This is a genomic window from Lysinibacillus sp. NPDC093712 (assembly GCF_050280025.1).
GTDB lineage: Bacteria > Bacillota > Bacilli > Bacillales_A > Planococcaceae > Lysinibacillus.
Window position 1 is genome coordinate 175844 of sequence record NZ_JBNNUU010000001.1, and the last position, 15508, is coordinate 191351.

14 protein-coding genes are annotated in these 15508 nt (G+C 33.5%); 12 read left to right on the forward strand and 2 right to left on the reverse strand.

Annotation, left to right across the window (positions count from 1 at the left end):
- The 8 genes from ACQKNX_RS00925 to ACQKNX_RS00960 all read left to right on the forward strand — a co-directional run.
- Positions 1 to 2689: S-layer homology domain-containing protein (locus tag ACQKNX_RS00925; protein ID WP_427427153.1), on the forward strand; the 2689-nt coding region annotated here is incomplete at its 5' end.
- Positions 2690 to 3209: 520 nt separating this feature from the next.
- Positions 3210 to 4013: a nicotianamine synthase family protein gene (locus tag ACQKNX_RS00930; protein WP_427427154.1), complete on the forward strand. Its 804-nt coding sequence runs from the start codon at positions 3210 to 3212 to the stop codon at positions 4011 to 4013.
- 14 nt (positions 4014 to 4027) lie between these two features.
- Entirely contained in the window at positions 4028 to 5323 is a 1296-nt protein-coding gene (locus ACQKNX_RS00935; RefSeq protein ID WP_427427155.1) for an opine metallophore biosynthesis dehydrogenase, read from the forward strand.
- 202 nt (positions 5324 to 5525) lie between these two features.
- Positions 5526 to 6203, forward strand: a complete 678-nt coding sequence (locus ACQKNX_RS00940; protein WP_427427156.1) for a hypothetical protein — start codon at positions 5526 to 5528, stop codon at positions 6201 to 6203.
- A 19-nt stretch (positions 6204 to 6222) separates the two neighbouring features.
- Complete coding sequence (locus ACQKNX_RS00945; RefSeq protein WP_427427157.1) at positions 6223 to 6396, forward strand: hypothetical protein; 174 nt, start codon at positions 6223 to 6225, stop codon at positions 6394 to 6396.
- Between the two features lie 377 nt (positions 6397 to 6773).
- On the forward strand, positions 6774 to 7895 hold the full coding sequence (locus tag ACQKNX_RS00950; RefSeq protein WP_427427158.1) for an ABC transporter substrate-binding protein: 1122 nt from the start codon (positions 6774 to 6776) through the stop codon (positions 7893 to 7895).
- Between the two features lie 543 nt (positions 7896 to 8438).
- Positions 8439 to 8912, forward strand: coding sequence for an 8-oxo-dGTP diphosphatase (locus ACQKNX_RS00955; RefSeq protein ID WP_427427159.1), 474 nt, complete (start codon positions 8439 to 8441; stop codon positions 8910 to 8912).
- A 224-nt stretch (positions 8913 to 9136) separates the two neighbouring features.
- Positions 9137 to 9727, forward strand: coding sequence for a histidine phosphatase family protein (locus ACQKNX_RS00960; protein ID WP_427427160.1), 591 nt, complete (start codon positions 9137 to 9139; stop codon positions 9725 to 9727).
- A gap of 323 nt (positions 9728 to 10050) precedes the next feature.
- Here ACQKNX_RS00960 and ACQKNX_RS00965 read toward each other — a convergent pair whose 3' ends face one another.
- Positions 10051 to 10716, reverse strand: a complete 666-nt coding sequence (locus ACQKNX_RS00965) for an MBL fold metallo-hydrolase (protein ID WP_427427161.1) — start codon at positions 10714 to 10716, stop codon at positions 10051 to 10053.
- Positions 10706 to 11347 (reverse strand): TetR/AcrR family transcriptional regulator, encoded by a 642-nt coding sequence (locus ACQKNX_RS00970; protein WP_427427162.1) that lies wholly within the window; start codon positions 11345 to 11347, stop codon positions 10706 to 10708. Before ACQKNX_RS00970 ends, ACQKNX_RS00965 begins: the two co-directional genes overlap by 11 nt.
- 511 nt (positions 11348 to 11858) lie before the next feature.
- Here ACQKNX_RS00970 and isdC point away from each other — a divergent pair.
- The 4 genes from isdC (at position 11859) to ACQKNX_RS00990 (ending at position 15284) form a co-directional block, all read left to right on the forward strand.
- Positions 11859 to 12515 (forward strand): heme uptake protein IsdC, encoded by a 657-nt coding sequence (gene isdC, locus ACQKNX_RS00975; RefSeq protein ID WP_427428246.1) that lies wholly within the window; start codon positions 11859 to 11861, stop codon positions 12513 to 12515.
- Positions 12516 to 12587: 72 nt separating this feature from the next.
- The gene (gene isdE / locus ACQKNX_RS00980) at positions 12588 to 13508 is read left to right on the forward strand and encodes a heme ABC transporter substrate-binding protein IsdE (RefSeq protein WP_427427163.1); all 921 of its coding nucleotides are present in this window, start codon (positions 12588 to 12590) and stop codon (positions 13506 to 13508) included.
- A gap of 21 nt (positions 13509 to 13529) precedes the next feature.
- Complete coding sequence (locus ACQKNX_RS00985) at positions 13530 to 14498, forward strand: FecCD family ABC transporter permease (protein WP_427427164.1); 969 nt, start codon at positions 13530 to 13532, stop codon at positions 14496 to 14498.
- A 15-nt stretch (positions 14499 to 14513) separates the two neighbouring features.
- Complete coding sequence (locus tag ACQKNX_RS00990; RefSeq protein ID WP_427427165.1) at positions 14514 to 15284, forward strand: ABC transporter ATP-binding protein; 771 nt, start codon at positions 14514 to 14516, stop codon at positions 15282 to 15284.
- Positions 15285 to 15508 lie beyond the last annotated feature (224 nt).

The following is a 15508-nucleotide window of genomic DNA, read 5'->3' on the forward strand; positions in this document are numbered from 1 at the left end:
TCAAAAAGAACAATCTCAGCAAACAGGCCAAACTGAACAAAAAGAACAAACTCAGCAAACAGGCCAAACTGAGCAAAAAGGACAGTCTCAACAAACAGGCCAAACTGAGCAAAAAGGACAGTCTCAACAAACAGGCCAAACTGAGCAAAAAGAACAATCTCAGCAAACAGGCCAAACTGAACAAAAAGAACAAACTCAGCAAACAGGCCAAACTGAGCAAAAAGGACAGTCTCAACAAACAAGTCAAACTGAGCAAAAAGAACAAACTCAGCAAACAGGCCAAACTGAGGAAAATGGACAGTCTCAACAAACAGGTCAAACTGAGCAAAAAGAACAATCTCAACAAACAGAACAAACGAAGGATGGTTCAGAAGGAAATACTAACGGCAGCGAATCAGGTTCTGGGGAGAACAATAATAATTCAAATACCGCTGGCAATTCCAACTCTAACACTGGAAACTCTGAACAACCAACAAGTAACGGGACAACTAAAGAAGGGGATACAGGGAACTTTACTCAAGAAGGACAAGTTCGATTTGAAATTCCACAAAATGCAAAAGAGATCACAACATTTATAGAAAAAGCAAGTACCGTATTTCAAGATAACAAATATAAAGTGACACTTGCTTTAAATACTGGCAATAACTTGCGAGAATTTGTTGTGAAACAAAATGGTAAAGAAATTGCAAAATGGTCCAATAAAGTAGCTTCATTAGTATTTTTTGCAAATACAAAATCTTCTACACTTTCATTTGAAATAGAAACATTAGAGAACCTTGTTTTTAAAGCAGTAACGAATAATAATACTATCACAGCAAATGTAATAGCTACTAAGATTGATGAAGCATCACTTCCAAAAGTTAATGATAATGCAAATGTTCCAAATGCAGGAGCATTCCCTAGTGGTGGTGCAATGCAATCAACTAATGGGCTGTATACAGTGGACTATACATTCATCAAGGGGTCAGGTTCTGGGACTTCAATGATGGACCAATATGTAAGGAAACCGGCGTATGTCGTGAGAAATGGATCCTCCTATCAAGTTCAATTAACTTTAACAAATAGTTCATGGATTACAGGGTTTATGGTGAATGGTGTAACACCTACTACAATTACTGATACAAATGATATCCGAATAGTTCAATTTGCATTACCAAGCATATCTGGGCGTTATAATGCATGGGTAAAAGTAGATATTGAGGATTTGAACTATCATCATGACTATAATATCTATTTAGAATTTCATGAATCTTCACTTTCGAAAATAAGTGATAGTACAACCTTCCCAATTACAAGTGGCCCAATTATTCCAATTCCTCAGATGAAAAAAGATTTACCTAAAGATGAAACAAAGCTAGACCAAACGGTAGGTAACTTTATTCAAGAGGGCGCAGTGAAATTTGAGATTCAACAGAATGCAAAAGAACTAATGGCATTCTTACAAAAAGCAAACACTGTATTTGAAGATAACAAATATAAAGTGACGCTTACATTGAATACAGGTAACAATTTGCAACAATTTATTGTGAAACAGAATGGTCAAGAAATTGCAAAATGGTCAAATAAAACAGCATCACGAGTGCTTATAGCAAATGACAAAACAGCTACACTTTCATTTGAAATGGAGACACTTGATAACCTTGTTTTTGAAGCGGTAACTGCTAATAAGACAATTACCTCAAATGTAACTGCAACGAAGACAATGACAAATGAAAAGATTACTCGCCAGCCAATCACATATAAAATGGAAGCTGATCCAAATGGTAAAATACCTGATTTTATTACGAACTACCTAGCACCTTACTTCACGAAAGCAGAATTAGTAACGATTGACGGTAAACGTTATATCGAAATGACACTAATCGGTAAGGCGTATGGTTTCGAAACACTTGCTTATATTGATGCAGATGGTAAGCAACAAGATATCGAGATTATTAGTTCTAAAGGTGAAAAATTGGATCAAGTACGCGTAGTTCGTTTACCATTAGTTCAAGATAAAAATGGCGTAACGAAAATATTTGTCGATTCAGGAAGCTTAGGCTATGGGGCGTACACATTATTCTTTACGTTTAATGTCCCAGCTTTAGAGGGAGAAGCAACAATCGTAGAAGAAGATACAAATATTGTAAATAATACTATTGTTGAAAATCCTTTTACAGATATCGATAATGTATTCAGTAAGGACGAAATTTTAGCTTTATATGCTGCTGGCATTACAACAGGTACAACTGCCACAACATTTAGTCCAAATAGAAACATCACGCGTGCACAATTTGCAGTGATGATAGCTCGTGCTTTAAATATTTCATCCAATAAAGAAACTGCGTTTGCGGATGTGAAAGGTAAATGGTATGAAAAAGAGGTACAGGCACTTGCAGAGATTGGTATTGTAACAGGTGTCAATGCTACAACATTTAATCCAAATGCAAATATTACACGTCAGCAAGCAGCAGCAATTATTTTGCGTATGCTTGAATATAAAGGCTATAAAGTAACAGTTGATAAAAATGCTTTAACGTACAAAGATGCTAATAAAGTATTTGACTACGCGAAGCAAGCCGTATCAGAATTGCAAGCACTAGACATTATGACAGGGTCTAATGGCTATTTAAACCCGCAAAGTAATTTAACACGTGCACAAATGGCGAAAATATTAAAACGTTCACTAGAGTTAGTAAATTTAATCTAAACGATTAATAATTTAAAGTTAGGTACTATTACTATCCCGACTACTCCTTTCTAATAGTTGGATGAGGTGATTGTGCTTGCAAATGCAACGCTTAAGCTATGTCGCCTTTCGCACGTTGCCTCTTCCAATCTTGAGAAAATGCAATTCAAGTTGAACTTGAATTGCATTTTTTATTTTTTTAAACAATCTAATTATCTTCTTTTGTAGCAAAGCGCTAGCGCCTCTTCTACTACTTGTTTTCCACAATGCGTTAAAAACCCTCTAAATTCCGTGTGAAAAAGTAAATCTAAATGCTTTTGCCATTTTTGATATAGCTCCCAATTTCATGGATGCTTTCAAAATAGACTGTGTTTTAGCAACCTCCACTAGATATGTATAAACCCCTAGTTTTACTACCGAAGCGGCCATATTTATGGCTCGTTTTTATTGTGAAAGGAAACATATCCAAGGAAGCGATGAAATAGTATTAAAAGAAACGGCATATATTGAACTTTAATCCTCAAACATAGGAGTGGGGCAAGTGAAGGATGTAGATTTGTTTTTAAAGAAATTACATTACTTTGATAAAAAATTTAAGTTAATAATCAATCAACACAATAATCATCTAAAAGTTGAGTATTTAGAGTTGTGTGAGTTAATCGATAATTATTCTTCTTTTATTACAAATCGAGATAATGAAAAACATTGGAATCATCTACAGCAATCGATTGAAATAAAAGCATTAATCGAAAATCTCAGAAATAATTCTTCTATTTGTATCCAAATCGTAGAAAAATATCGAGCTTTAGTATTGGGATTAGAAAACGAGGAGATAACTGATTATTTTCGTAATATAGAGGACTGCATTGTAAAGGAGTTTGGGGATTTTCACATTAACAGTCAGTCGAAAATACTCATGGTAGGTTCTGGGGCTTTCCCTTTAACATTATTAATGGTTGCGGAACGAACTGGCGCAGAAGTTTTTGGAATTGATATTGATGATGAAGCGGTTCGTTTGGGAAGACATGTAGTAAATATATTAGGAAGACATTTATCAATTCAAATTGATAAGAAGACAGTAGGGGAACTAACAGTTATAAAACAGATTAGTCATATTATATTTAGTTCAACTGTTAGCAATAAATATGCTATATTAGATCAATTGTATGATGTAACGAATAAAGATGTGTTAATTGCGATGCGTTATGGTAATGGGTTAAAGTCTCTTTTTAATTATCCCATGCAGAAAGTGGATGAAACGAGATGGCATATAGTTGGGGAAATTATACATCCTCAAAGTGTATTTGATGTTATGTTGTATCAAAAAATACAATCTCATATATAGGTGAGGAGATGGCAATGACTGATTTTAATAACGTTTTACTGTTAGGAACTGGGCCAACAGCAATTCAACTAGCTGTAAATTTCAAAAATTATTTTAATAATAAAGTAGCTATTGCCGGTCGAGAATCTTTACGCTCCAAGGCTTTCTTTGAAACAGTCATACAACATCAACTTGCACTTAAAGTAAATGTACAAAATCAACAACATCAGTCAGTTGCAGGACAATGTACGATTGATGCTTTTTTTAAAGGTTATCATTTAGTATCTGGTAATTGGGATACCATTGTGCTTAGCATTACAACAGATTCGTATTTATCAGTATTAGCGCAAATTGATCCTACAGTGTTGAAGAATGCTAGCTGTTTTATCTTGATTTCACCTACATTTGGCTCTAGTCATTTAATTTCAAATTTATTAAATAATCTATCACCTGGGGCTGAGGTAATTAGCTTTTCAACTTATTACGGGGATACTAGATGGTTAGGTAGTATACCATCAAATGAAGTATTGACAACAGGTGTAAAGAAAACAGTTTATATCGGATCAACTTACTCAATATCGAATAGAGTGGTTGAATTAACTAAACTGTTTCGTCATTTAGGGATTCAAGTAAAAAAATTAGCATCTCCTCTTGAAGCAGAGACAAGAAATATTTCTTTGTACGTGCATCCCCCCTTATTTATGAATGACTTTTCATTAAAAGCAATATTTGATGCCAATACCATAACGAAGTATGTTTATAAACTTTATCCTGAAGGTCCTATTACTCATACAACGATTCGGTATTTATTAAATTATTGGAAAGAAATGATGGGAATTGTGAAACACTTCAATATTCAACCACTCAATCTATTACAGTTTATGGTAGATGACAATTATCCTTTACACCCAAAAAGTATAGAAAGACAAGATATAGAGAATTTTAATCATCTTGAGCCCATCCATCAAGAATATTTGCTCTATATTCGTTATGCATCCTTATTAATTGATCCATTTTCTATACCAAATGAAGAAGGAAAATACTTTGATTTTTCAGCAGTTCCTCTTAGAGGGATTTTTATAAATCACGACGGAGAATGGGATATTCCTAGAATGCCAAAAGAGGACTATTATCGTGTGAAAATCATCCAAGGGATTGCGAATGCACTGAAATTGAAAACGCCAACGCTTGATCATTTTGTACAAACCTATGAAGAAAAACTGCGACAAGTAGTGGCATCATCTGAGAATAAAAAATACTCAGATGCCTTCCAAGTAAAATCTTTTTCACAAGAAATTGAGATGATTTATCAGGAAATTAATCCAAATTAAATACACATTTAAAACCAGGTGCTCATAAAAATGAATACCTGGTTTTTTATGTATTGAATAATGTAAAATATTATAAAATATAGAATCGATTCCTTTAACACAATTTTCAAAAAAATGAACTTTTCTAATCTTGTAAACAATTTTATACTATTTGTAGAAAATATATTTTCTTAATTTAATTACAAGAATGGAGGAATTGAAATTGCGTAAAATATTTATTTTAGTGTTAATAACAATTTTTTTGCTTCCTACTGTCACGACAACATTGGCTCAAAGTTATGAGCCTTCGATAATTGAAAATGGAAATATAAAGGAATTTGAAGAATACACTTTTGAAGATATTTTATCATTAGAGCCTTACGTACAAGTTGAAGATGGTTTTTTAGTTCTTAATGAAAACGATGCAAGTGAAGCAGGAATTGATTCTTTATTAATTAAAGGTCAACAAGAGTATTTTATTTTTTTAAATCAGCAGGTCAAAAACAATGCGATTAGTGTATCGTCAGATTTAACTATTCAAAATCTAGCAAATAATAACAATGAATATCAAAGTAATACACTTATGCGATTTGCAAGGTGTAAAGGTGTAACTACATCACCAGAGTATTTCTGGTGGGGTTATAAAACAAAATTAAATAGTTGTGATACTGCTAAAGTGAGTTCGCAAGCAGGTACATTAGCAGCAGGTGGTGCTATTACTGCAGTGAGTCTTAATGTTCTTGGGGTTTGGTTTCCTCCTTTAGTTGCTGTTAGTGCTATTCCTGGTTTGACATCTGGTTACTTCTGGCTACTTTCGGAGCGTTTAAATGCTAATAATAAAGGTAGCGGTGTTATTGTAGATATGACTTGGGCAACCATTTATAATATTACGCCTCAATGATAAGAGGATGGGTGTAGTAATGAAAAAACAACGCCTATTTATATTTATATTTTTTTGCATTCCTATAAATATAATCAGTTTATATTTGGGATATTTAGTGATTTGGAAGAAACAAGATGAATGGGTTCCGGTTACAATCTATTTAATGCTGATTGTTTCAATGGTTGTTGTAACTTTAAATAATAGAAAATAGTGTTTTAAAATAGAAACGGTTGACAAGAGGAAACCGATTTTGGCAACCGTTTTTTTCTATGCTTTACAATTGCATCCATGATTTTAGAAGTGTGATTACATCTATATTTTCATAATGGCAAAAAAGTTGTGACGCTTCCTTATCTTGCATCTGTTACTGAGTGAAATCTACACAATATCACTAAATTCAACTGTAGTACATGAAAATAGTCGAACATGTCGTCATTTTAGTACGGATATTCAAATCAGACCGTGTAAATTCCTAAGGTAAATGTCGAAAAATGTTGACTTTTGGAACAAGCATCCTGTAGAGTATTTTAATGATATTGATAATCATTATCAATTATGTTGAATATAATATTTTAGGAGTGTAAACAAATGAATTGGAAATACCCATTATCCGCTATAGCCCTTTCTGCGTTATTAGTCGGCTGTAATCAGTCAGACAATGCAAATAAATCTGCATCGAATGAAACAATGGAAACGAAAGAAGAGGCAATTATCAAGGACGAGCTAAATCGAAAAGTAACAATCCCAATGAATCCTGACCGTGTTGTAGTAGGGGGCATCCTACCATATTTCTCAACATGGTATATTGCAACGAATTCGACAAAAGAAATCGTTGGCATGCATCCCAACTCTTATAATGCAGCGTCTCATTCAATATTAAAAGATATTTCACCTGATATATTGAAAGCAGATACATCTTTTATTCAAAATGGGGAAGTGAATATTGAAGAATTGATGAAAGTGAATCCTGAAGTCTATTTTGAGATTGCATCGGATGAAAAATCAATTAATAAATTAGAAGAAGCAGGGGTTCCGACAGTTGCACTTCAAGCAACTGCAGATTCTGATGATCCATTAGAAATTTTAAATCGTTGGTTAACATTAACGGGTGAAATCACAGGGACAACAGATCGCCCCGAACAAATCATTCAAGAAGGTAAAAAAAATCAACAAGAAATTAAAGATAAACTAGCCAATGTACAAAAAGAGGATATGCCTAGAGTAATGATTCTTCAATACCATAACGATAAAGAAATATCGGTTGCAGGCTCGAATATGCATGGCAATCGATGGATTAAAGCAACGGGCGGTATAGATGTTGCAGAAGCGGATGTTCAAGGTATTAAAGCAGTCAATATGGAACAAATATATAACTGGGATCCAGATATTATCTATATAACTAACTTTACTGAAACACAGCCAGAAGACTTATTCAATAATACGATTGATGGCCAAGATTGGAGTCAGCTAAAAGCAGTAAAAAATAAACAAGTATATAAAGTGCCACTCGGTATTTATCGCTGGTATCCACCAAATGGAGATGCACCACTTATGTTGAAATGGATGGCACAGCACAATCATCCAGAAATATTCAACTATAATATGACCGAAGAAATTCAAAATTACTACGCTAAATTTTACAACTATGATGTGACAGAAGAACAAGTAAAAGACATTTTAAATCCATCGTCTGAAGCTGCAAAATATTAAGAGAATGCCAAGTGAATGAATTTACTTGCTATGAGCATTTTAGTGGTGAATGTTGTGAAAATAGTTAAAGATAGGGACAATACCTATTGGTCCTAAAATGCCGGGCAGTAAAAATGAAAAACATAATCTATTTATATTTTTTTATTATCATATTTGCCTTAAATATATATTGGCTATTTAGAAGAAACAGAATGAATGGGTGCTAATTTCAAACTTTTTAGCACTGATTGTTTCAATAGTTATTGAATTTTTAAATAGAAAATAGTGTATTAAAATTTAAACGGTTGCCAGTGGGAAAATTCCCTGGCTACCGTTTTATTTTATATTCTTCACAATTAATCCAATGATTACCGAAAGTGATAGAGTGGATAAATTCAAATTGACAGAGTTGTGAAGCTAATTGATTATTCTCTCGCTCGGAATTACTATGTCCCAACGAACCAGATTTCTCTGGCTGACCTTATAATACAAATGGGGCAATTTTGTGTAAAAAGAAAAAAAGGAAATATGGTAAAATTGAAAGAAAAAAATATGGGGTAAATAATGAGTAATTCTGTAAATTATAAATTGTGGACTATTTGCATGATTCAAAATGAAGACAAGGTTTTACTGCTTGATAGACAACACGATGATTTCAAAGGGTTTATTCCACCAGGTGGCAAAGTTGAATTTCCTGAAAGTATAGTAGAAAGTGCAATTAGAGAAGTAAAAGAAGAAACTGGATTAGAGGTAAGCAACCTTATTTTTAAAGGTCTCTATGAATATGTAAATCCTATTGCAATGGATAGATACATTATTTTTAATTACATCACAAAAGATTTCAATGGAGAATTACTTGAAAATGGCCCAGAAGGAAAGGCAGTTTGGGTAAATATAAGGGAAGCATATAACCTTCCAATGCAGGAATCTATTCGAAGAAGGTTCCCTTTATTCTTTGAAGAAGGGACATTTGAAATACAAGTTGAATGGAATCATGCAGAAAATAAAGAGGGCAAAGTTACTATTAAGAAGACTTAAACATCATGTTGTGCAACTGACTGGTGTTATTGTTCAATAGAACAGTCGCTTCTCACTATTGTCGTGGTTAGTTCGATACATACATATATAAGAGGGGAATTCAGTGAAAGATTGAAAATCCTACACATTAGATAAAACATACTTTTATAACTAAGCCATTTCAAATAAAATGGAGCAACTTAGATTCATACTATTTGGATTTAAAAGCTTTAGGAGGAAAACACATGCAAATATTATTAATTCGACACGGAGAATCAGAAGCAGATATTTTAAACGTACATGAAGGAAGAGCTGATTTTGAATTAACAGAAAGAGGTAGAAAGCAAGTGGGAAGTTTATCACAAAAAGTAAAAAATGATTTCCCACCAGATTTTATATGGGCAAGTACGTTAAAAAGAGCACGTGAAACCGCTGAAACATTAGGAGAAATTATTGGTTGCCCAGTGCAATTGGAAGAAGAATTAATGGAGTTTAATAATGGTGTTCAAGCTGGACTATCCTTTGAAGAAGCAAAAAAGTATCCAGAGCCAAAATTTTTTCATGATCGTTTCGAAAATGGAGAATCATTCATAGAATTTCGAATGAGAATTGAAACAATATTTTCTAAAATTGTGACCGGAAATAAATATAAACGAATTGCGATTGTTGCTCATGGCGGCGTAATTAATAATATATTACGTGCTTTTTACCAAATGCCAATCAACATGGATTTTTATTTTAAAATCGGAGATACAGGAATTAGTTTAATTGAACTTACTGATAAGGAAAAGATAATTCACTTTATAAATGATACGAATCATTTAGAGAATATATAAGATAACCTTGTTGGAAAATGCTATTGAGTCAATTAAATTCCACCGAATAGATCAATATTTTGGCTTGACTATATCTAAGTGTGAAATAGAATTCTAAAGAAAAACTGAACCAAATGTTAAGTAAGTTGGATATTAACAAACAAACAACATATAAAGATACATTAAATGAATTAGATGCATATAAACCGCGTGGAATTAAAAAATAATTTATGGATAATTATTTTATTACTTGAAATCATTTTTAAAAATGACTTATACAAAAGAGAAGGAAACACCTATCCTCTAATGAAAGGCATTATCCTTCTCTCTCTAATACTAGCTCTCTATTTTTTTGTCGTTTCTTGAACATATTCTTCTAGTTGATCTGCTGGACGAAATACCGTACTTCCATGACAAACTTCTAATCGCTCGGGTTTTAATTCTTTTACAATTAAACTGCTTTGTAATGCTTCTTCCATATAGGGTGTAAACATTGGTGGATGAAGCTTTCCTTTTTTAGAGTTGAAAAGGTCACCAGCTAGCAGTACTTTATCTTTTTCATGATAATAAACAACGTGTCCCGGAGAATGACCAGGTGTTAAATAAGGTGTAAGTCCAGCAATTGTTTGCAACTTTCCATGCGCACTCTCAATGAGGGGCTGAGCTAATTGTTTCGGCAAGTTGTTTTCAAGTTTCTTTCTTTTTGGATAAAGAACTTCACCTTCCATATAAGGTATTTCAATATCGTGTGCGTAGACGGGTACTTTATTTTGGGTCAATATTCTCTTTACTGCGCCAACATGATCCGAATGTCCATGTGTTAAGAGAATCCTACGTAAAGGACCAGCATTCAGCTGCTTTATAAATTTCATAATTCCTTTTGCCATCATTGGCATCCCCGCATCTACTAAAGTGACCCCGTCCTCCTCAATAACTATCCATACATGAATCGGAACAATCATCCACGTCTTTAGGCTCCAGATATGCTCAGAGATTTGTTCAGCTTTCATTTTCATTTCCCCTTTTTAATTTTTCTTTAAAGCCTATAAGAAGAATTTCTATTGTAAGATCAAATGTTTGCGTTAATCTTTCCATTAAAACGTTAAGAGGTTCATGTTGATACGAGTAAGTACTAAGAATGCCATTAAGGTTGAAGTAATAAATTCGGGAAAAAGCTAATAATTGTTCTTCATCTGAAATAGATAGACACTCTCGAATTATTTCCTTCATAATTTCAAAGATTTCAATCCGCAGTCTATTTATCTCAAGTTTTGAATCCCCTTCATCTACCCTTGTAGACTTTGCGTTGAAGAAAATATCATACAAATTTCGATTCTGTAGGCAGAAGTGGATATATTCAAGACTGATTTGTTTCAATTTGTCTTCTGAAGATAAGGTACTTAAGCTCGAAAGATACAGAAATTGTTCGTGTAGCTCCTCCAATGGTGGCATAGAGAGCTGGTGTAATAATTCTTCCTTGTCTTTAAAGTAAAGATAAATGGTTGTATGAGAACAACCCGCATCCTTTGCAATGGCTCGTATTGTCACTGAATCGTATCCTTTTTCGGAAAATAACCTACCTGCTGATTCGACTATCTGCTTTTTTGTTTCTTCAGACCGTTCTGCCTGTTTACTTTTCACTATATTACCTACTTTCGTCACTCGCAAACCAATGGTTATATAATAACCATTGGTTAGTAAAATGTCAACATTTTATGGAAATTTAAATAAGCAGCTTAAAGAAGGAGATGATTTGGTAAATGGTAAAGTTGAGTACCTTGAAAAGATAAACAGAACGGGTAACGGAATAGGGATGTGGATGGAATTTTATTTTTTATAAGTGAAAGAAAAAAAGCTTCATTTACCACGTAGAAATAGTGAGTGCTTTTTCTTATATTTATGAGAATTTGTACATTATATTTTATTGCATTGTGAAATCCTACTTTACTTATAAATATATTTAGGAAAAATAATCTATTTTGTATTAGTATTGACAAATTAATTTATCCATAATATTATTAAATTAATGATAATGATTATCATTATCATTAATTAGTATGTCGAACACGCAGAATAGAAAGGGGTATTTTTTAATATCCCTTTTTATTTACATAGTGTTGATAATGATTATCAATCGAAGGGAGGTTTTACTATCAAAAGGTTATTTTCTGTTTTAATGTTAGTCTCATTATTAACATTTTTCGTTACGCCAATTTTAAACGCATCTGCTGCACTTGCAGATGGAACATACAAAATCAATTATCAAGTGAATAAACCAAATTCTTCATCTGCTTCAATAGCAAATGATTACTTTTTGAAGCCAGGGACAATTATTGTTAAGAATGGCTCTTCAGTAATACAGCTAAAAATGAAAAAAAGTGCGTGGATAACGAAATTTGAATCGAGTACAGGCGGTAATAAAGTTATTAGCGAAGATAAGGCAGAGGATACACGTATTGTCCAATTCGCACTTCCTTCTTATTCATCACCGACTGCAGTTACGATGAAGGTGGATATTGATGACTTAAATTACCATCATGAATACACTGTAGATTTTGTATGGGATGCGGCGTCATTGAAAAATGAAGATGGTAGTGCAGTAGTAGCTTCAACGGAACCAAAAAACACTAACACTAACACGACTATAAAAACTAATACTGGTGAAACAAATACTTCGTCAGTTCAAGTAAAAGAAGCAAATCCTCAAACAAGTGATGCTTTTCCATTAGGTATACTTTTATTGTTCTGTGTTAGTGGATTTATCTTATTTAATTTTAAAAAACGCATGAAGGAAGAAGAAATCAATTGAAATATTTCGGAAGCACCCTCATCTACTTCGCTAAGGTAGGAGTAGGGTGCTTTTTAAAAGGAGTGAATGAACATGATAAAAACAAAATTAAAAAATAGAAAGTTACATATAGTGGCTCTAAGCATTATTTTTGTCGTTCTTTCAGCATGCACTAGTTCAAATAAGGAAAAAGAAAATACGGTAGAAGAAAAAAAGGATGAAAACAATACAACGGTTCAAGATGAAAATCGAATTATTCCAACGACAGTTGCAGTTGCTCATATTTTAGATGCACTAAATTTAGATGTCGTTGCTGTTCCTACGACTGTTTATGATTTACCTAAACGATATGAAGGTTTACCCGAAGTGGGTAGTCCGATGTCACCCGATATGGAAATTGTAAAATCTTTGAATCCAACAGAGGTTTTCTCAGTGACAACTTTAGAGGCAGATTTAAAAAAGACATTCGATGAAGTTGGTATCAATGCTTCATATGTAAATTTACAGAGTATTGATAATATGAAAGCTGCTATTTTAGAAATTGGGAAAAATTACAATAGGACGGATGAGGCAACAAAGTTAGTGTCAGAGCTTGAAGGAAAGATTGCAGCCCTTCGAATGAAAGTAGAATCAAAAGAATCCCCTAAAGTTTTAATTCTACTTGGTATTCCAGGTAGCTATTTGGTGGCAACAGAAAATTCATATATTGGAGATTTAGTGAGAATGGCTGGAGGTCAAAATGTGATGAGCGGACAAGAACCTGAGTATTTACCATCTAATACGGAATTTTTACAACAAAGCAATCCAGATATTATTATTCGTCTGGCACATGGATTGCCTGATCAAGTTGTGGAAATGTTTAATGAGGAATTTGTTACGAATGATATTTGGAAGCATTTTGACGCAGTGAAAAACGGACGTGTGTATGATTTAGAGGAGCCGTTATTTGGAACAACAGCAACGCTTGCAGTACCTCAAGCACTAGAAGAACTGATTAACATTATGTATCCATAATGAGAAATGTAGAGGACTAAGATGAATAAAAAAATAAGTAGTTTTATAGTTGTAAGTATATTGCTTTTAGTTGTCATTATATATTCTGCAATTACTGGCTCTATTAAAATGGATACGATGGAATTTATTAGAGCCTTTTTTGGTGAAGAAAATGCAAATTATTCAGTTATTAAAGATTTACGTTTCCCGCGGATTTTAGTCGCTATATTTGCAGGGGCAGCATTGTCTGTTGCCGGCGTATTATTGCAGGCAGTTATGCGTAATCCACTAGCTGATGCAGGTGTAATAGGAATTTCAGCAGGAGCATCATTTGTAAAATTATTAGCCATTACATTATTTCCAATGGCGTTTTTTTTCACACCATTATTGGCTTTTTTTGGTGGAGCATTCGCTTGTTTTTTAGTATTCATGTTGTCATGGAAATCAGGCTTAAATCCGTTAAAAATTATTTTAGTAGGTATTGCCATTAATGCAATGTTTACTGGTCTAACAGAAGCGTTTGTTACGCTATGTAGCTATATGAATATTATGGTTGGTGGAGCGGGTAGCTCTAATTTGTCAATGCGAACTTGGAGTGATGTACGTTTAATTACATTTTATGGTGTGATTGGTTTACTAGCTTCTCTATTACTAGCTTCGTGGTGCAATTTATTGGCGTTACAAGACAAAACAGCTAAGAGTTTAGGCTTTAATGTAACTCGTGCACGACTAATTATTGCAGCAATAGCGGTCTTACTAGCGGCTATTTCAACTGCAACAGCAGGCGTTATTGCATTTGTTGGGTTATTAATTCCGCATATTTCAAGAAGATTAGTAGGCTCAGACCATAAATGGCTAATTCCATTCTCAGCATTAGCAGGTGCCTTGCTGATTTTGACTGCTGATACGCTAGGCAGAATATTAGTTGCACCGTTAGAAGTCCCAGCTTCAACAATAATGGCGATAATTGGTGGGCCATTCCTAATCTTCTTAATTCGAAAAGATAAGTAAAGAGAGGTGAGCGCATTGAAAGTTTCACAAATTAAACTATCTTATGATCAGAGGAAAAATCATTTAGATGGAATTACGACAACTATTGAAAAAGGGAAAATCACGACGATTATTGGCCCGAATGGTTGTGGAAAGTCCACATTACTAAGTGTCATTTCCCGTAATAATATGCCACAACAAGGAACAGTAACGTTAGAACAGAAAGATATAATGGCATACAAGGCAAAGGAATTTGCGAAAAAACTTGCAATTGTTTATCAACAAAACATAGTGCCACAAGATATTACGATTGAAAAACTAGTTGCTTATGGACGGGTACCTCATCAACAATTGATGAAAAAAAATGTTGAAGAAGATGAGGCGGCAGTAAATTGGGCACTGGCAGCAACAAATTTAACACAGAAACGTACATGTAACTTGGAAGCATTATCAGGTGGTGAACGTCAGCGTGTTTGGATTGCCATGGCACTTGCTCAAAAATCATCCATTCTTTGTTTAGATGAGCCAACAACATATTTAGATATTTTTTATCAAATCGAATTAATGGAGTTAGTGAAGAAATTGAACAAAGAAAATGCATTAACAATTGTGATGGTGTTGCATGATATTAATCAAGCAATAAAATATAGTGACCATATAATTTTGATGAAAGACGGTAAAATTTTATGTGAAGGCTCGCCGACAGAAACAGTAACAGCGGAACGGATGAAAGAAGTGTATGGTGTTGAAGTGATTATTCAAAAACATGAAATTGTTGGTACGTATATGATGCCAGTAAGGATTTAGTTGAATTTTTCGACATATCATATTATTAATTTCGGAGATTTAATTAAGTTAAATTGTGATTAATTCTTTTATTTACCTATAGCATTACTTTTTAAGTTTATTAACAAAAATAATATCTCGTAACATATCTTCGCTTTCTTGACAATAATAGTATGTGAGTTATAATGAGTGAGAATGAGAATCATAATCAATTAAAAATGACTGTATACTTAAAACATCCTGGG